A 17,927-nucleotide genomic window follows, 5' to 3' on the forward strand; every position below is an offset into this window, starting at 1 on the left:
AGGGCGCCACATGAGGACTCAGGTACCGGCAAACCCCCATCACTGTCGGCGCTACCGGTAGACTGGAAGCCAATCCCGCCCCAGTCGTGGGGACGTCCGGGAAAAGCTGAGCAACGCTGAACAAGGCTTACCAACGCAACATGCCGCAGCCGCTCCGGCAACCCGCCGACGAGCCTGGCTCGTGCTGTGCCAGAAAGGGCGCTTCGTGGCCGATTCCGGCAACCCCAACGAGAACATCCCGTCCACCGACGCCGGCGAGAACGGCGCGGTGACCTCGTCGAACGGCGAGGTCACCGCCTCGTACGACGCCAGCGCCATCACCGTCCTCGAGGGGCTGGACGCGGTCCGCAAGCGCCCCGGTATGTACATCGGCTCGACCGGTGAGCGAGGGCTGCACCACCTCGTGTACGAGGTCGTCGACAACTCCGTCGACGAGGCACTGGCCGGCCACGCGGACACCATCGACGTGACGATCCTCGCCGACGGCGGCGTCCGCGTGGTCGACAACGGCCGTGGCATCCCGGTGGGCATCGTGCCCTCCGAGGGCAAGCCGGCACTCGAGGTCGTGCTGACCGTTCTGCACGCGGGCGGCAAGTTCGGCGGGGGCGGCTACGCGGTCTCCGGCGGTCTGCACGGCGTCGGCGTCTCCGTCGTGAACGCGCTGTCCTCGAAGGTCGCGGTCGAGGTCAGGACCGACGGTCACCGCTGGACCCAGGACTACAAGATGGGCGTCCCCACGGCGCCGCTGGTCAAGCACGAGGCCACCGAGGAGACCGGCACGTCGGTCACCTTCTGGGCCGACGCCGACATCTTCGAGACCACCGACTACTCCTTCGAGACGCTGTCGCGGCGCTTCCAGGAGATGGCGTTCCTCAACAAGGGTTTGACGATCAAACTCACTGATGAGCGCGAGTCGGCGAAGGCCACCTCCGGGGCGGACGAGGCGGGCGCCGACGAGACCGCCGAGGTCAAGCACGTCACGTACCACTACGAGGGCGGCATCGTCGACTTCGTGAAGTACCTCAACTCCCGCAAGGGAGACGCGGTGCACCCGACGGTGATCGACCTCGAGGCGGAGGACAAGGAGAAGAGCCTCTCCCTCGAAGTCGCGATGCAGTGGAACAGCGGTTACAGCGAGGGCGTGTACTCCTTCGCCAACATCATCCACACGCACGAGGGCGGTACGCACGAAGAGGGCTTCCGCGCGGCGCTCACCAACCTGATCAACAAGTACGCGCGCGACAAGAAGCTGCTGCGCGAGAAGGACGACAACCTCACGGGTGACGACATCCGCGAGGGCCTGACGGCGATCATCTCGGTGAAGCTGAGCGAGCCGCAGTTCGAGGGCCAGACCAAGACCAAGCTGGGCAACACCGAGGCGAAGACCTTCGTCCAGAAGGCGGTCTACGAGCACCTCAACGACTGGCTGGACCGCAATCCGAACGAGGCGGCGGACATCATCCGCAAGGGCATCCAGGCGGCCACCGCGCGTGTGGCGGCCCGCAAGGCCCGTGACCTGACGCGTCGTAAGGGCCTCCTCGAGTCCGCGTCGCTGCCGGGCAAGCTCTCCGACTGCCAGTCGAACGACCCGACCAAGTGCGAGATCTTCATCGTCGAGGGTGACTCCGCCGGCGGCTCGGCCAAGTCCGGCCGCAACCCGCAGTACCAGGCGATCCTCCCGATCCGCGGAAAGATCCTCAACGTCGAGAAGGCCAGGATCGACAAGATCCTCCAGAACCAGGAGATCCAGGCACTGATCTCCGCCTTCGGCACCGGGGTCCACGAGGACTTCGACATCGAGAAGCTCCGCTATCACAAGATCATCCTGATGGCGGACGCCGACGTCGACGGCCAGCACATCAGCACCCTGCTGCTGACCTTCCTGTTCCGCTTCATGCGGCCGCTGGTCGAGGCCGGTCACGTGTACCTGTCCCGTCCTCCGCTGTACAAGATCAAGTGGGGCCGGGACGACATCGAGTACGCCTACTCGGACCGTGAGCGTGACGCGCTGATCGAGATGGGCCGTCAGCGGGGCAAGCGCGTCCGCGAGGACTCCATCCAGCGCTTCAAGGGTCTCGGCGAGATGAACGCCGAGGAACTGCGTGTGACCACGATGGACCAGGAGCACCGGGTCCTCGGCCAGGTCACCCTCGACGACGCCGCCCAGGCCGACGACCTGTTCTCGGTCCTGATGGGCGAGGACGTCGAGGCGCGCCGCCAGTTCATCCAGCGCAACGCCAAGGACGTCCGCTTCCTCGACATCTGAGTCGGTCTCAGCTGACCGCACCAGGAAGGATCTTCACCAGCAATGGCCGACGAGAACACTCCCAGCACGCCTGAAGAGGGCGGCGAGGTCGTCCTGCGTGTCGAGCCCGTCGGGCTCGAGACGGAGATGCAGCGCTCGTACCTGGACTACGCGATGTCCGTCATCGTGTCCCGTGCGCTGCCCGACGTCCGGGACGGCCTCAAGCCCGTCCACCGCCGCGTCCTGTACGCCATGTACGACGGCGGCTACCGCCCCGAGCGCGGCTTCTACAAGTGCGCCCGCGTCGTCGGCGACGTCATGGGCAACTACCACCCCCACGGCGACAGTTCGATCTACGACGCCCTGGTCCGTCTCGCCCAGCCGTGGTCGATGCGCATGCCGCTCGTCGATTCCAACGGCAACTTCGGCTCTCCGGGCAACGACCCGGCGGCGGCCATGCGCTATACCGAGTGCAAGATGGCGCCGCTGTCGATGGAGATGGTCCGTGACATCGACGAGGAGACCGTCGACTTCACGGACAACTACGACGGCCGCTCCCAGGAGCCGACCGTCCTGCCGGCCCGCTTCCCGAACCTGCTGATCAACGGCTCGGCCGGTATCGCGGTCGGCATGGCGACCAACATCCCGCCGCACAACCTGCGCGAGGTCGCGGCGGGCGCCCAGTGGTACCTGGAGAACCCGGACGCCTCGCACGAGGAGCTCCTCGACGCCCTCATCGAGCGCATCAAGGGCCCGGACTTCCCGACCGGCGCCCTGGTGGTGGGCCGCAAGGGCATCGAGGAGGCGTACCGCACCGGCCGCGGCTCCATCACGATGCGCGCGGTCGTCGAGGTCGAGGAGATCCAGAACCGCCAGTGCCTGGTGGTCACGGAGCTGCCGTACCAGGTCAACCCGGACAACCTCGCGCAGAAGATCGCCGACCTGGTGAAGGACGGCAAGATCGGCGGCATCGCGGACGTCCGCGACGAGACCAGCTCCCGTACCGGTCAGCGTCTCGTCATCGTGCTCAAGCGGGACGCGGTCGCCAAGGTCGTCCTGAACAACCTGTACAAGCACACGGACCTGCAGACGAACTTCGGCGCCAACATGCTGGCGCTGGTCGACGGCGTCCCGCGCACGCTCTCCCTGGACGCGTTCATCCGCCACTGGGTGACGCACCAGATCGAGGTCATCGTCCGCCGTACGCGCTTCCGCCTGCGCAAGGCCGAGGAGCGGGCGCACATCCTGCGCGGCCTGCTGAAGGCCCTGGACGCCATCGACGAGGTCATCGCGCTGATCCGGCGCAGCGACACCGTCGAGATCGCGCGCGCGGGCCTGATGGAGCTCCTGGAGATCGACGAGATCCAGGCGAACGCCATCCTCGAGATGCAGCTGCGCCGACTGGCCGCCCTGGAGCGCCGGAAGATCATCCAGGAGCACGACGAGCTCCAGGCGAAGATCACCGAGTACAACGAGATCCTCGCCTCCCCGGTCCGCCAGCGCGGCATCGTCAGCGAGGAACTCGCCGCGATCGTCGAGAAGTACGGCGACGACCGCAAGACGATGCTGGTGCCCTTCGACGGTGACATGTCCATCGAGGACCTGATCGCCGAAGAGGACATCGTCGTCACCATCACGCGCGGCGGCTACATCAAGCGCACCAAGACGGAGGACTACCGCTCGCAGAAGCGGGGCGGCAAGGGCGTACGCGGCACGAAGCTGAAGCAGGACGACATCGTCGACCACTTCTTCGTGTCGACCACGCACCACTGGCTGCTGTTCTTCACCAACAAGGGCCGCGTCTACCGTGCGAAGGCCTACGAGCTTCCGGACGCCGGCCGTGAGGCGCGCGGCCAGCACGTCGCGAACCTGCTCGCCTTCCAGCCGGACGAGGCGATCGCCGAGATCCTCGCGATCCGCGACTACGAGGCGGCGCCCTACCTGGTCCTCGCCACCAAGGGCGGCCTGGTCAAGAAGACGCCGCTGAAGGATTACGATTCACCCCGCTCCGGCGGTGTGATCGCGATCAACCTCCGGGAGACGGAGGACGGTTCGGACGACGAACTGATCGGAGCCGAACTCGTTTCGCCCGATGACGATCTGCTTCTGATCAGCAAGAAGGCGCAGTCGATCAGGTTCACTGCCACGGACGAGAGCCTGCGGCCCATGGGCCGTGCCACCTCCGGTGTCAAGGGCATGAGTTTCCGTGAGGGCGATGAACTTCTGTCGATGAATGTTGTTCGACCCGGTACGTTCGTGTTCACTGCTACGGACGGTGGGTACGCGAAGCGGACTGCCGTCGACGAGTACCGCGTCCAGGGTCGCGGCGGCCTCGGTATCAAGGCTGCCAAGATCGTGGAGGACCGCGGTTCGCTGGTCGGCGCGCTGGTGGTCGAGGAGACCGACGAGATCCTCGCCATCACGCTGTCGGGCGGTGTGATTCGTACGCGAGTCAACGAGGTCAGGGAGACGGGCCGTGACACCATGGGCGTCCAACTGATCAACCTGGGCAAGCGCGATGCCGTCGTCGGTATCGCTCGTAACGCCGAGGCGGGACGCGAGGCGGAGGAGGTCGACGGCGATGTGGCCGTCGACGAGACCGCCGAAGGTGCCGCGACCACCGGCACGGACGAGGGTGAGGCGCCCTCGGACGAGTAGCACGAGGAGTGAGTCATCGTGAGCGGAGCCACGGGCGCCGGATCGGCCGCTACCCCCACGGGTACGGAATCGGACGGAGGCGGCCGTGGCTCCGCCGCGCGTGCGACGGATCCGCACACGACCCAGCTGCGCAAGATCGACGCAGCCGAGACCGACTCACCCTCGTCGGAGACGCATGGATCCCAGGGGGGAACTGTGACGGAAGCCCGAGGCCCGCAGACACAGCAGCAGAAGGCCGGGCCGGCTCCGGCCGCCCAGCCGCAGCCGCAGCAGCCTCCGGCCCAGCCCGCACCGGCCCCGGCGGCCTCTCCGCTCCCCGGTGAGCGGCAGCCGCAGCAGCCCGCCGGGCCCTACCACCCGCCGCAGGCCTACCAGAACCAGGCACAGGCGCCCGCCCAGTCACCGGCCGGTGCCGTACGGCGGCCGCGCACCGGCGCGCGCACCACGCCCCGCATCCGCAAGGCACGCCTGCGCGTGGCGAAGGCCGATCCGTGGTCGGTGATGAAGGTGAGCTTCCTGCTCTCCATCGCGCTGGGCATCTGCACGATCGTCGCGTCCGCGGTCCTGTGGATGGTCATGGACGCGATGGGCGTCTTCTCGACGGTCGGCGGCACGATCTCGGAAGCCACCGGCTCCAACGAGTCGAACGGCTTCGACCTGCAGTCGTTCCTGTCGCTCCCGCACGTCCTGATGTTCACGTCGATCATCGCGGTCATCGACGTCGTCCTCGCGACGGCCCTCGCGACCCTCGGCGCGTTCATCTACAACCTCTCGGCGGGCTTCGTCGGCGGCATCGAGCTGACGCTCGCCGAGGACGAGTGACCTTGGCCGTGCCCCTCGCCGAGGACGAGTGACCTTGACCGTGCCCCTCGCCGAGCACGAGTGACATCAACCGGGGCCCTCGTTTCGAACCTCCGGCACCGGTCCTGCCGCCGGCCCTCGGACAACCGATTTTGGGACTGCCCACGTCGTGCGCTAATCTTCAGGGGTCAGCGCGCGGGACACACACCGCAGAGCGCGGCGGGGCTATAGCTCAGTTGGTTAGAGCGCATCCCTGATAAGGATGAGGCCACAGGTTCAAATCCTGTTAGCCCCACCAGTACGAAGACCCCCAGTCCACAGGGCTGGGGGTCTTTTGCGTTCAGAAGGTCATGTCTGTCAGTGGAGAACGAAGAAGACCCCCAACCGATTCCGGTTGGGGGTCTTCTTCATGGGCGGTTCGGGTACGCAAGTTCGCCGTTACGCCGGGTTGCAGGGGCGGTGCCTCACAGCTGGAGGGGAGTGGCCGGCTCGGAGAGGTCCGTGCCTGCCTCCGTTTCCATGATCGGGCTGTGGCGGCAGCTGGGGGACTTTCCGTGGGCCTCGGCGCGGATGCGCTGCTTCATCGTGGGGGGCAGGGCCCTGGCATAGGACCAGGACCAGTGGGAGGTCGTCGGCATCGTCACCGGCGCGCTGCAGTTGCCGGTCGCCTCGGTCTGCGGTACCGCCGCGGAAGCGGTCGTCGTGATGAGTCCGAACGTCGTGCACAGCGCGAGAAAGGCGGTGACGATGACGTTCCACAGCTTCATGACCTGGTTCTGGGCCATGGCCCCTCACTTTCGGGTCGGGCGATTTGCGTACTTTCCTCATGATGTGTATCGGGGCCGCGAAGTGGTGGACCGACGCCCGTGGCGCGGCGATGTTCAGATGAACAACACCCGGATGGGTGCAAACGGCTCGTTAATAGGAGAATGAAGAACAAAGTCACCGTCCGTGGGGGTGTGATCACCCTCAGATCGGAGCGGTGACCTCCGGTTCTACTGCGGTTTGCCGGAGGGGAGTTGAGGGCCCACGCAGGTCACCGATCGGTATCGGTCGGTGTGTATAGTCGGGCGCCAGAAGTCCCCTACGTCAAGGAAAGACGAGGTCGCGCGGTGAAGAAGCTTCTCCTGGTCGCACTGGCCGCCATCGGCGGGCTCCTCGTGTACCGCCAGATCCAGGCGGATCGCGCCGAGCAGGATCTGTGGACGGAGGCGACCGACTCCGTGCCCACGGGTTCGTGAGTACCGACAACGGAATCTGAACAGACCCCGGCCGTCCTTGCGGTCGGGGTTTTGTGTTGCCCGGATGAGGCGCTCCCCCGCGGGGCAGGATGGGCCACGGTCCAGCGGTCCGGACGACGACGAGGGGTGGCGCGTGATGGGGCGGCGTACGGCGTGGTGGCGCGCGAGGGCATGGCGCGGGCGTCCATCGGCACGCGCGCGCGTGGCGGCCATGACGGCGGTGCTGTGCACGGCAGCCGCGGCGCCCTGGTCGACCGCCGCCGCGGCGGCAGCCGCAACCCCGAGCACCGACGTCTCCGCCGCTGCCTCCTCCTACACCTTCGCGGAGGACGCACAGCCTGTGGACGGAGCGAAAGGCACCACGAACGCCGAGCTCCTCGAAGCCGGCGGGACCTACCGCAGCTCCCTCCCCAGGGGCGCGAAGGTCTACTACCGCCTTGATCTCGATGCCACGTCCAACGCGTACGTCTCCGTCACCGCCATTCCCCGCGCGGACGCCACGCTCTCCATCACCGACGGCATCAGGGTGTCGGTGCAGGACTCCGACAACCACTCCTGCTCCAACGAGCGCGCCCGCTTCGGTGCAGCCAGGAGCCCGCACCCCATCACGGCATGGGGCGCACGGACGACCTCCCCGGCCGACCCCCTGTGCCAGGGCTCCGGCGCCTACTACGCCGTCGTCGAACGCACCGGTACGGCGGACTCCTCACCCGGCGCCTGGGACCTGGAGATCACGGCCACCACCGAACCGCGCCTGAAGCAGGCGGGTGCGACGAGCCCGCCCAAGGTGTGGAACTCCGCCTCACCCGCCCCGGTGTCGGGGACTGCCAAGCACAGCCAGGGCGGCGCCGGGTTCTCCGGGGCGGCCACGGTGGGGCAGGGCGTCTGGAGCGCCGGCATCACGCCCGGCCAGACGCTCTTCTACAAGGTCCCGGTCGGCTGGGGCCAACAGCCGTCCGCCACGGCCGAACTGGGCAGCGCCAACGGCGACGGGCACGGCTACGCCATCGACGCCCTGGCGCTCACGCTCTACAACCCCGTCCGCGCCGACGTGGAGGACGCGAACGTCGGCTACGACGGCAAGCGGAAGTCGGCCTCGCTCGCCGCGGTACCTCCCGTCGACTACGGCAACCGCTACGCCATCCCCGACCGCGTGAACGGAATGCGGTTCGCCGGCTCGTACTACCTGGTGGTGCACCTCGCCTCGGGAGTGGCCGCCAAGTTCGGCGACGGGCCGTTCGGGCTGACGCTGCGTGTCGGGATCGAGGGCGGGGCGCAGGACGGGCCCGCGTACGAGGGACAGTCCGTGCCGAGGAACCTCTTCGAGCTCACCGCCCAGGAACGGCAGGCTGCCGCGGCGGGCGGGACCACGGACGCCCACGCCACGATGAAGGTCGTCGCCGCGGGCGGGATCGGAGCGGGCACGCTCGTGCTCGTCGTGCTCGGGGTGTGGACGGCCGCGGCCCGGCGGAGAGCACGGGCCTGGTGAGGTCCGCGGCCCCGCGGACGGTTGTTCAGATACGGGTCAGCGCCCAGAACCCCACGGCGTAGCAGGCCAGCGCGAGAAGCAGGAGCGGGATCGCCACCTTGGCGGGCGGGCCGGGGCGGCGTGCCGGGCGGGCGCGATGGCTGCGGCGCGTCGTCTCCTGCGGGACCGCCTGCGCGGGAGGCGGAACCTGAGGGGCCTGGGCGGTGTACGAAACAGTGGAGACATCAACGCGTTGGTACGGCGTCGGCGTCGGCGTCGGCGTCAGGGCCTGGGCCTGGGCCGGGTGCAGCGGCGTGCGGGACTGGGGGGAGGGCAGTACATGCGTGGGGTCGTGTGGGGAGGCGTAGGCGCGCTGGTGCTGGCTGCCCTGGTCGGGATGTACCTGTGCGTGGGGCGTCGGCGCCTGTGCTGCGGGAGTTCGGACGGAGGAGGCGCTGGTGGCCTGCGGTGGCGGCAGATGGAAGCTGCCGGTGTCCGACATGCTGGGCGGCTGCGTAGGAACGGACGACTCGGGCTGGCGCCCGGAACCCTGGCGTGGATCGGGCAGTGGCGTGAGGCCCGAGGACGCCACGACGTCTGCGTCCGGCGCGGACGACCGGGAGGGCACCGCTGCCCCGGCAGACCGCTCAACGGGCTGCGACGAGGCCTCACTTACACCGGTTCCGCGTGTGTCAGCCTCCCTCTTCGCCTCCACCCCCGGTGCGGCTTTCAGAGGTCCCGAAGGGGCGAACCCCGGTGGGAGCGGTCCGAGTTGGTCGAAGATCTCGATCAACTCGTCGTCGGGACCGGGGTCCGGCAACAACTCCCTGGCGGAGGCGAGCGCTTTGCGCGCCCCTGTGGCCGTACGGAACCGGGCCTGCGGGTCGGGCTGCAGCAGCGTCGCCACAACCTGCCACAGCGGCTCGGGAATGCCCTTGGGCGCGCTCGGTGTCCCGTGCGCCGCGAAGTACTGGATGAGCGCCTTGGCGTCGGGCTTGGCACCCTCCAGCAGATACAACGCGACCAGTCCCACCGCGAACAGGTCGGCGGGGAAGTCCGGTTCCGCGCCCATCATCTGCTCGGGCGCGAGATAACCCGGCGTCCCCACCACGAGATTGGTCTCCGTCAGACGCGGTTCCCCCAGCCGCATCGCGATGCCGAAGTCGGACAACCGCAGCCGCGGCCGGCCCGTGCCGGTTGCTTCCAGCAGGACATTGGCCGGCTTGATGTCACGGTGCACCACATCCTCGGCATGCACGGCGGCCAGCCCCGAAAGCAGCTGGTCAAGCAAGGTGCACACGAAGGCCGGGGGCAGGGGGCCGTAGTCCCCGACCAGATGAACCAGCGAGCCGCCGGCGACGAGGTCCATGGTGAACAGGACCTTGTCGTCGTCGGCGGCCCAGCTGGCGGGCGCCAGCACATGGGGGTGATCGATACGCAGAGCCTGCTCGCGGACGAAACGCAGCAGAGAGTGCGCGTCGCGCTGCTGCAGCACCTTGGCGGCCACATAGCGACGGCGGCGGTGGTCCCAGGCGCGCCAGACGGCGCCGACTCCTCCGCGTCCGATCGGGTCGACCAGTTCGTACCGGCCGGCGAAGACCTCACCCATGGCTGTGCGTCGCTCCTCCCCCTTCGGCTACCCCCCTTGCTTGCCCCTCGACGGGTGGTGCGACTCCCCCCAGTGCGTTCCTCGACGAGTGTGATGAGTGATACGAGCCCCCGCGCCCCTCCTCGGCCGTCGGCCCGGCTGCCGAACCCCCTTCGGCGACCGGGCCACGGACTCAGCTCTGGTGCGACTGGTAATGCGTGACCGCGTCGGACGTGCGGCCGGCGCCGTACACCCGGAGGAACTCTGCCAGCTCCGGATGACTGGGGGCGAGAGTGTCCGCGGCGTCGATGATGTCCCCCGCGGCGGCCACCGAGCGCAGCAGCGACTGGATCTCGCGGACCACCCGCTTGACCGTGGGCGCCCCCGAACTGCTCGTCGTGGTCGTCGTGTTGCTGAGCACCGAGCCCCCCTGCGACTTCTTGATCTCTTCCATGCGCTCCGTGGCCTCGGCCGCGCTCACGCTGCCGTCCGCGACCTGCCCCGCCAGGTCCTGCAGCAGCTGCACCCGCTGTACGACAGCCGGGTTGCCGATCTTCGCCCGCTGCCCGCTCATCAACTGCGACAGCATCGGAGCGGACAGCCCCAGTACCCCCGCGAGACGGGCCTGGTTGAGTCCGAGATCTTCTATGAGCTTACGGAAGAGCGCCCCCAACGGCTCCCCGTACCAGTTCCGCTGCAGTTCCCGCGCTCTTGCGGTCGCTTCCTGCTGTGCGGCGTCCATTGCGTCTCCCCATCGCTTCCCCAAGTACTGTGGTTCGCTGTAGCGAACCACGCCGAGCATCTTACGGAGAGTGGTCGTCCACGGGGACCCCCAATCTTTTTGCGAGATCCCGGGGGTGACCCGGTACTCTGGTCTGCGGCGCCCACCGGTACGCGGTTCTTCCGGGGGATGCTCCCTTTCCGGGGCCTTAGCTCAGTTGGTAGAGCGCTGTCTTTGCATGGCAGATGTCAGGGGTTCGACTCCCCTAGGCTCCACTCCGGATCCCCTCCGACCTGCGGAAACGCAGAGCGGAGGGGATTTTTCGCTACCGGGGCCGGCACCACCGGGGCGAGCCCCCGCTGTCGTGCGGCGGGGCGGACGGCTGACGGTCCGGTCAGCCGGTGACGGCCCCGACCTCGATGTCGGCCTCGGCCTCGGTCCGGTCCTCGTCCCGCGCCGTGACAGCCGCCGGGTCGGTGGCGCCCTCCGGGCGCAGGCGTGAGATGGCGGCGGGATGGGCGACGGACGGCAGAATGTGACGCCACATCACAGCGACCCGCCCCCGCAGATCGGCTCGCTGGTTGATGGCCTCGGACACCAGCTGAACGCCGGTGAACGTGGCGACGACGAACTCCGCGGTTTCCCTGGGCACGACCTGGGGGAGCACCTCACCCTGCTCCTGCCCCTCGGTCAGCAGCCGGGCGGTGAGGTCGAACCAGTCGCCCCACGGGTGCGTGCCGTTGAAGAAGACACCCTCGATGGACAGCCGCGTCCCCGCCCTGGCAAGGGCGTCATGGCGCAGCACATGGGCGAACTGGTGCGTGATGTCGATGATCGACTGCACGGGCGAGAGCCGGTGCTCCACCCTGACCAGACCGGTCTGCTCGTCCATGATCGCCTGCGCCAGCGACTCCTTCGACGGGAAGTGGAAGTACATCGCACCCTTGGTGACATTGGCCCGGCGCAGGATCTCCGAGGTGGCCGCGCGTTCGTAGCCGTACTCGGCGAACACACTCGCTGCGGCTTCCACGATCGAGCGCCGGGTCTGCACCGCGCGAGCCTGCTTGGCCATTACGTTCCTTCCGGGCGTGCCTGCTGCATCCACCCTAGCGAACCACCCGGTCTGTTTCCGTGACCTCTCCACCGGCGGAGACCCGAGGAGCGCTGCCTTCCTCAGCGGCCTATGGCGACGCGGTGGTGGCGTGCACCACGTGACGTGCGCCATCCTCCCTCAAGGAAAAAGAGGCCGAGCGGTCTTGTTTCCGTTATCGGTCCGCCGCAGCTTGCGAGGCAACCGGCCGACGACGTTCCATCTCGGCATGGACAAGATCCTGCTCGTGGGCGGCACCGGGTTCATCGGTTCGGCCGCCCTGCGCGCACTGACCGGAGGCCGGCCGCCCCAGCCCGGCGAGGTGAAGGCACTGGTCAGACGCCTACCGGAAGCGGCCGCAGCGGTGCCCGGCGTCGAGTACGTCACAGGAGACCTCACCGACCCGGCCTCCCTGCGGGGCATCTGCCGCGGCATGCACACCGTGCTCCACTGCGCCTCACACATCAGCGCCGACGAGGACAAGTGCCGCGCCGTCAACGTCGAGGGCACCCGCGCCCTGCTCGCCGAGGCAGAACGCGCCGACGTCCACCGCACCCTCCTGGTGAGCACCACCGCCGTCTACGGCCCCGGACCGCACCGCGACCTCACCGAGCACGAAGCCACTCCCGCCCCCGCCTCCGCCACCAGCCGCACCCGGCTACAGGCCGAGCAGGCCGTACTCGCCGCGGGCGGCACAGTCGTCAGACCGCCGCTCGTGTACGGCGCCGGGGACAAGTGGTTCGTCCCCGGCGTGAGTGAACTCCTCCAGCGCGTACCGGCGTTGCCGGAGAACGGCCGGGCCCGCCTGTCGCTCGTGGCGGTCGACGACCTGGCCCGACTGCTGGCCACCCTCGCCCGGACACCCGAGCACGCCCCACCCGGCACCGTGCACCATGCCGCCCATCCGCACGCACCGACACTGCGCGAGTTCGTCGCCCTGCTCGGCGAAACGCTCGGCCTGCCGGTCCCCCAGGACGGTCTGGCCCTCGACGACTACCTGACCCGCCTCCGCGCGACACCGGGAAGAGTCAGTGCACACCAGGCCGGGCTGCTCGCACAGGACCGCTGGTACCGCTCCCCGCTCTGGTCCCGCACCGAGTGCCCGCCCGGACCCGGACACCGGGCCAGGCTGACCGAGGCAGCCCCCTGGTACCGAAAGGCGCTGAGGCCGCAGACGCCGTCCGCGAGGTGAATGCGCCGCCAGACATGTTTCACGTGAAACACAGCCGTGGGGCGGAAGACCCTCAAGTCTCCCGCCCCACACCGCAGTTCGGACCACAGCACGTCACCGGCCGTCGTCGCGCTTGGCGGCCTCCTCCTCGGCCTCCTTGGCCTGCACCTCAGGGTCGAGCAACGACTGACCGCTGCCGTCCACCGACGACAGCCGGTTCGACTCCGGGACCTCCGTCGCGGCAGGCGGCTCGACCAGCCAGTCAGGGTTGGCCTGCTTGTCCCACCACTTCCAGGCAGCGAAAGCACCGCCCGCGAGAGCACCGAGCACCAGCAGCACCTTCGCGGCACGACCGGCCCTCGCCCGACGCTCATGCCGGCGAGCCAGCTTCTGAATCTCCTTCGCCGAGACCTGACCGCGCAGCGCGGCCAATGCGGCAGCACCGCGCGCGGCGGCCTCGTCCTTGACAGGCCCGGCCACGGCCACCGCCTGCTCCAGCCTCGGCCGGGAATAGTCGGCGGCCTGCCGGGCCGCCTGCCGGGTACGGGCGGCAGCCTCATGGGCGGCCTGGTCGACCTTCGGCGGCACATGCGTACGGGCCTGCTCCAGCCGTGGCGCGACATAGGCGTCGTACTGAACGCGGGCCTGATCCGCGGCTTGGGACACCTTCGGCGCGAGCCGTACGCGTGCCTCGTGTGCGTAGTGCGCGGCCCTGTCCTTGGCCGTGTCGGCGTAGGGCGCCACCACTTCCGCGGCGTGCAGCACGCTGTCCTTCGCCGAACCGGTCGCGGCGCGCACGCTGTCGATGCGGGTCACGGGTTCCTCCTCCTCGGTGGCGTACGGTATTTCGACTTTCCACCCTTTTACGGATCATGCCTGTCAACAGACAACGGGGCATGTGAGGGCGGGCATCCGGGTCATGCACACCGACTCAGGACCATCTCCAGCAAGAGCCGATCAAGAGCCGATCAAGTCCAATAGAGGATGAATACGGGGCAACAGACGCTTGTCGTCGACAATGCCACGGATCGCCGCCGAGCGCCCCCGGCCCGGAGGCACTCGACCGGTTTTCTCCCGGCAACATCGCCCAACAGGCACCCGCAGACGGGCGCCGGGCGACGCAGGACGCAGACCGTGCGAGGATCAGGGGGTCACAGGAAGACAACGGAAGGCAGATCGTGGCTGAGCAGCTTTACGCCACCCTGAAGACCAACAATGGCGACATCGAAGTCCGGCTCCTGCCGAACCACGCGCCCAAGACGGTCCGGAACTTTGTCGAGCTCGCCACGGGCGAGCGTGAGTGGGTCAACCCCGAAACGGGCCAGAAGACCACGGACAAGCTCTACGACGGCACGGTCTTCCACCGGGTGATCAGTGGATTCATGATCCAGGGCGGAGACCCGCTGGGCAACGGCACCGGTGGTCCCGGCTACCAGTTCGAGGACGAATTCCACCCAGACCTCTCCTTCAACAAGCCCTACCTGCTGGCCATGGCCAACGCCGGTCCGGGCACCAACGGCTCGCAGTTCTTCATCACCGTCGCCCCGACGACGTGGCTGAACCGCAAGCACACCATCTTCGGCGAGGTCACCGACGCCGCCAGCCAGAAGGTGATCGACGCCATCGCCACCACCCAGACCAACCCCCGCACCGACCGCCCCGTCAACGACGTGGTGATCGAGTCGGTCGTCGTCGAGACCCGCGAGGGCTGAGACCCACGAGGACCCCGCCGCAAGGTCGAGTCCCCGCACAGCAGGAACCAAACGCCCCGCCCATCCGTAAAGATGGGCGGGGCGGTGCATTTGTGCACAGGACCCGACCGACGACCTAGGGGATCTCATGGACCAGGCGCCAGGCAGCCCACAAGGCCCGGACGACCAGGGACCCCAGCACGCCCGGAGCCTGCCCGGCTGCTACCGCCACCCCGACCGCGAGACCGGCATCCGCTGCACCCGCTGCGAACGCCCCATCTGCCCCGAGTGCATGGTCAACGCCTCCGTCGGCTTCCAGTGCCCCGAATGCGCCCGCGGCGACTCCGGCACCGGCCACCCCCCGGCCGCCACCCGCCCCCGCACCATCGCCGGCGGCACCGTCACCGCCGACCCGCGCCTGCTCACCAAGATCCTCATCGGGATCAACGTGGCGGTGTTCATCGCCGTCCACGTACAGACCTCGCTCCTGGACCACCTCGTCCTCATCGGCGAATGGCCCCCCGCACCCTTCAAGGCCACCCAGGGCGTCGCCGACGGCGAGTGGTACCGCCTGGTGACCGCGATGTTCACGCACCAGGAGATCTGGCACATCGGCTTCAACATGCTCAGCCTCTGGTGGCTCGGCGGCCCCCTCGAAGCCGCCCTCGGACGCGCCCGCTACCTCTCCCTCTACTTCGTCTCGGGCCTCGCCGGCAGCGCGCTCACCTACCTGCTGGCCTCACCGACCGAAGCCTCCCTGGGTGCCTCCGGCGCCATCTTCGGCCTTTTCGGTGCCACCGCCGTCCTCATGCGCCGCCTCAACTACGACATGCGGCCGATCATCGCCCTGCTGGTGATCAACCTGATCTTCACCTTCGGTTGGAGCAACATCGCCTGGCAGGCCCACATCGGCGGACTCGTCGCCGGCGTCATCACCGGCTACGCCATGGTCCACGCCCCCCGCGAACACCGCGCCCTCGTCCAGTACGGCACCTGCGCCCTGGTTCTGGTCGTCGTAGTGGTGCTGACCCTGCTCAGGACGGCTCAGCTCACCTGACGTGCGCGCTTGTCCACAGCGGGTTGCCACTGTTGTGCATAGCGTGCGGGAACAGCTGTGCCCCCTGTCACCGACCAGTGTTTCCGCAGGTCAGGCAGGGGGCGAACAGGCTTGCGAAGGCGGGTGGGATGGTCGTATCGGCGTCAATGCCCGGCTGGTTATCCACAGATGGTCGTTCTTTATCCCCAGGAGTTGTGGACTATTCTCCAGGCTGTGGATAACTCAGCGGATAGCCCTGGGCAGGGCTATGTTCACCGAGAGGTGGCCGTTACTTCCACTGCGTGGAGACGCCGAATCCGGCGGCGATGAAGCCGAAGCCCACCACGATGTTCCAGTTGTCCAGCGCATCGATGGGCAGCGAACCGTCGGTCACGTAGAAGACGACGATCCAGGCCAGGCCGATGAGGAACATGGCCAGCATGACGGGCGCGACCCAGGCACGACTGTTCAGCTTGATGCTGGTCGCCTGCTTCGCCGGCGGCGGCGTGTAGTCGGCCTTCTTGCGGATACGTGACTTCGGCACGAGGGTCTCTCCTGTCGATGCGCTGCGTGGCCGCGCAGGGAACTGTGGCTGGCTCCGGAGCAGCGTACAAGGGGACTCTTAGCGCTCCCCCGGGCGTCCGTTAGCGTAGTGCTTCCGCGGCGCCGAAGGAGATAAGGGTACGTTGAGCAATTCTGCCGACTCCCCCCAGGACGGATCCAGTCCTGCCCGCGGGCGCCGTTTCCGGCCGGTGCGGGTGCTCACGGTGGCCGTCTTCGCCCTCGCGGGGCTCATTTTCTTCACCAGTTTCAATACGGCCAAGGGCACCAATATCCGCACGGACACGTCCCTGCTGAAGCTCTCCGACCTCATCCAGGAGCGCAGCCGCAAGAACGGCGAACTGGACGAGTCCAACGGCTCCCTGCGCCGTGAGGTCGAGTCCTTCGCCGAGCGCGACGACGGCAGCACCAAGGCGCAGGACGAGAAGCTGGCGGGCCTGGAGAAGGGTGCGGGCACCCGGAAGCTGAAGGGCGAGGCGATCACCGTCACGCTCAACGACGCACCGCCGGACGCCACCGCCAAGCTGCCCGGCTATCCCGAGCCGCAGCCCGACTACCTGGTCATCCACCAGCAGGACCTGCAGGCCGTGGTGAACGCGCTGTGGCAGGGCGGCGCCAAGGGCATCAAGGTGATGGACCAGCGGCTGATCTCCACCAGTGCCGTGCGCTGCGTGGGCAACACCCTGATCCTTCAGGGGCGCGTGTACTCGCCGCCGTACAAGATCACGGCGATCGGGGATCCCGACAAGCTGAACAAGGCGCTGTCGGATTCCACGGCGATCCAGAACTACATGGTCTACGTGAATGTGTACGGCCTGGGCTGGAAAGTGACCCATGACGGGACGGTGACTCTGCCCGGCTACTCGGGCACAGTGGATCTGCACTACGCCCAGCCTGTGGAGTGAACCAGCCCGCGGAGTGAACTGAGCCGTCTCGGGAGCCGCCGGTGCGCGTCGTCGTCAGGACCGTCAGTGAGCTCTGTATCACCGTGGGCAGCCTGATCGTGCTCTTCGTCGTCTATGTGCTGTTCTGGACCGGTGTGCGGGCGGACGGTGCGATGAACCACCAGATCGATGTGCTGCACGACCAGTGGGCGAAGCAGACGGCGCATCCGACGGCGAGTGCCGAAGCCGGTGCCGCGGCCGCTCCGAGGAAGCCGGCGCCGTATGCCGCGGGCAAGCCCTTCGCGATCATGTACATCCCGCGGCTTGGTTTCACGTGGAACAAGCCCGTGCTCGAGGACACCGCCGTGAGCACCCTGAAGAAGGGGCTCGGTCACTACGCGAACACGGCGCAGCTGGGGCAGGAGGGCAACTTCGCGGTGGCGGGGCACCGGCGGACGTATGGAGATCCGTTCGTGGACTTCCCCAAGCTGCGGCCGGGTGACGCGGTGGTGCTCACGGACGGCACCACCTGGTTCACGTATCGGATCGACAAAGGGCCCTACAAAACTGTTCCGACGGACGTTGAGGTGATCGATCCTGTGCCACGTAAGTCGGGGTACACGCGTGAGGGCCGTTATCTGACGCTCACCACGTGCGATCCGGAGTGGGGGCACAGCCATCGGCTGATCGTGTGGGCGCACCTGGATTCCACACAGCCTGTGGAGGCCGGGAAACCAGCGGCGCTGCGCCGTTAGTCTGGTGCGGGTACGGC

16 protein-coding genes and 2 tRNA genes are annotated in these 17,927 nt (G+C 68.1%); 12 read left to right on the plus strand and 6 right to left on the minus strand.

What is annotated here, in order from left to right; translation table 11 throughout:
• The first annotated feature begins 205 nt into the window (after nt 1–205).
• From gyrB to ABT254_RS23060, 4 genes are all read left to right on the plus strand, one after another.
• Entirely contained in the window at nt 206–2,266 is a 2,061-nt protein-coding gene (gyrB, locus tag ABT254_RS23045; protein WP_351473085.1) for a DNA topoisomerase (ATP-hydrolyzing) subunit B, read from the plus strand.
• Nucleotides 2,267–2,308: 42 nt separating this feature from the next.
• Entirely contained in the window at nt 2,309–4,903 is a 2,595-nt protein-coding gene (gene gyrA, locus ABT254_RS23050; RefSeq protein ID WP_351473088.1) for a DNA gyrase subunit A, read from the plus strand.
• A gap of 18 nt (nt 4,904–4,921) precedes the next feature.
• Nucleotides 4,922–5,725: a DUF3566 domain-containing protein gene (locus tag ABT254_RS23055; RefSeq protein WP_351473091.1), complete on the plus strand. Its 804-nt coding sequence runs from the start codon at nt 4,922–4,924 to the stop codon at nt 5,723–5,725.
• 200 nt (nt 5,726–5,925) lie between these two features.
• Nucleotides 5,926–6,002: transfer RNA gene (locus ABT254_RS23060), tRNA-Ile, on the plus strand.
• 166 nt (nt 6,003–6,168) lie between these two features.
• On the opposite strand, the gene ABT254_RS23065 is transcribed toward ABT254_RS23060, so the two are convergent.
• Nucleotides 6,169–6,489: a DUF6344 domain-containing protein gene (locus ABT254_RS23065; protein ID WP_351473094.1), complete on the minus strand. Its 321-nt coding sequence runs from the start codon at nt 6,487–6,489 to the stop codon at nt 6,169–6,171.
• 327 nt (nt 6,490–6,816) lie between these two features.
• On the opposite strand from ABT254_RS23065, the gene ABT254_RS23070 reads away from it, so the two are divergent.
• Nucleotides 6,817–6,945, plus strand: coding sequence for a DLW-39 family protein (locus tag ABT254_RS23070; protein ID WP_003999697.1), 129 nt, complete (start codon nt 6,817–6,819; stop codon nt 6,943–6,945).
• Nucleotides 6,946–7,156: 211 nt separating this feature from the next.
• Nucleotides 7,157–8,434 carry a hypothetical protein gene (locus ABT254_RS23075; protein WP_351473097.1) on the plus strand — a complete coding sequence of 426 codons (1,278 nt, stop codon included), beginning with the start codon at nt 7,157–7,159 and terminating at the stop codon, nt 8,432–8,434.
• A 25-nt stretch (nt 8,435–8,459) separates the two neighbouring features.
• Here the strand turns inward: ABT254_RS23075 and ABT254_RS23080 are convergent, their stop codons facing one another.
• Together ABT254_RS23080 and ABT254_RS23085 are read right to left on the minus strand one after the other, a co-directional pair.
• Nucleotides 8,460–10,022, minus strand: coding sequence for a serine/threonine-protein kinase (locus ABT254_RS23080; protein ID WP_351473100.1), 1,563 nt, complete (start codon nt 10,020–10,022; stop codon nt 8,460–8,462).
• Between the two features lie 172 nt (nt 10,023–10,194).
• A complete protein-coding gene (locus tag ABT254_RS23085) occupies nt 10,195–10,743 on the minus strand; it encodes a helix-turn-helix domain-containing protein (RefSeq protein WP_030938997.1) in 549 nt (182 codons plus the stop codon).
• 181 nt (nt 10,744–10,924) lie between these two features.
• On the opposite strand from ABT254_RS23085, the gene ABT254_RS23090 reads away from it, so the two are divergent.
• Nucleotides 10,925–10,997 (plus strand) — tRNA-Ala (locus ABT254_RS23090).
• Nucleotides 10,998–11,116: 119 nt separating this feature from the next.
• Here ABT254_RS23090 and ABT254_RS23095 read toward each other — a convergent pair.
• Nucleotides 11,117–11,794 (minus strand): ScbR family autoregulator-binding transcription factor, encoded by a 678-nt coding sequence (locus tag ABT254_RS23095; protein ID WP_450748031.1) that lies wholly within the window; start codon nt 11,792–11,794, stop codon nt 11,117–11,119.
• A 247-nt stretch (nt 11,795–12,041) separates the two neighbouring features.
• On the opposite strand from ABT254_RS23095, the gene ABT254_RS23100 reads away from it, so the two are divergent.
• On the plus strand, nt 12,042–13,004 hold the full coding sequence (locus tag ABT254_RS23100) for an NAD-dependent epimerase/dehydratase family protein (RefSeq protein ID WP_351473103.1): 963 nt from the start codon (nt 12,042–12,044) through the stop codon (nt 13,002–13,004).
• A 93-nt stretch (nt 13,005–13,097) separates the two neighbouring features.
• Here ABT254_RS23100 and ABT254_RS23105 read toward each other — a convergent pair whose 3' ends face one another.
• The gene (locus tag ABT254_RS23105; RefSeq protein ID WP_351473106.1) at nt 13,098–13,799 is read right to left on the minus strand and encodes a DUF5324 family protein; all 702 of its coding nucleotides are present in this window, start codon (nt 13,797–13,799) and stop codon (nt 13,098–13,100) included.
• Between the two features lie 362 nt (nt 13,800–14,161).
• On the opposite strand from ABT254_RS23105, the gene ABT254_RS23110 reads away from it, so the two are divergent.
• Together ABT254_RS23110 and ABT254_RS23115 are read left to right on the plus strand one after the other, a co-directional pair.
• Nucleotides 14,162–14,695, plus strand: coding sequence for a peptidylprolyl isomerase (locus ABT254_RS23110; RefSeq protein ID WP_351473108.1), 534 nt, complete (start codon nt 14,162–14,164; stop codon nt 14,693–14,695).
• Nucleotides 14,696–14,822: 127 nt separating this feature from the next.
• Nucleotides 14,823–15,731, plus strand: a complete 909-nt coding sequence (locus ABT254_RS23115; protein WP_351473110.1) for a rhomboid family intramembrane serine protease — start codon at nt 14,823–14,825, stop codon at nt 15,729–15,731.
• 268 nt (nt 15,732–15,999) lie between these two features.
• Here ABT254_RS23115 and crgA read toward each other — a convergent pair whose 3' ends face one another.
• The gene (gene crgA / locus ABT254_RS23120; RefSeq protein ID WP_030939008.1) at nt 16,000–16,254 is read right to left on the minus strand and encodes a cell division protein CrgA; all 255 of its coding nucleotides are present in this window, start codon (nt 16,252–16,254) and stop codon (nt 16,000–16,002) included.
• Nucleotides 16,255–16,396: 142 nt separating this feature from the next.
• On the opposite strand from crgA, the gene ABT254_RS23125 reads away from it, so the two are divergent.
• Together ABT254_RS23125 and ABT254_RS23130 are read left to right on the plus strand one after the other, a co-directional pair.
• The gene (locus tag ABT254_RS23125; protein WP_351473113.1) at nt 16,397–17,176 is read left to right on the plus strand and encodes a DUF881 domain-containing protein; all 780 of its coding nucleotides are present in this window, start codon (nt 16,397–16,399) and stop codon (nt 17,174–17,176) included.
• Between the two features lie 41 nt (nt 17,177–17,217).
• On the plus strand, nt 17,218–17,910 hold the full coding sequence (locus ABT254_RS23130; RefSeq protein ID WP_351473116.1) for a class E sortase: 693 nt from the start codon (nt 17,218–17,220) through the stop codon (nt 17,908–17,910).
• Nucleotides 17,911–17,927: the final 17 nt, after the last annotated feature.

Source organism: Streptomyces sp. NPDC001137 (genome assembly GCF_040298885.1).
Classification (GTDB): domain Bacteria; phylum Actinomycetota; class Actinomycetes; order Streptomycetales; family Streptomycetaceae; genus Streptomyces.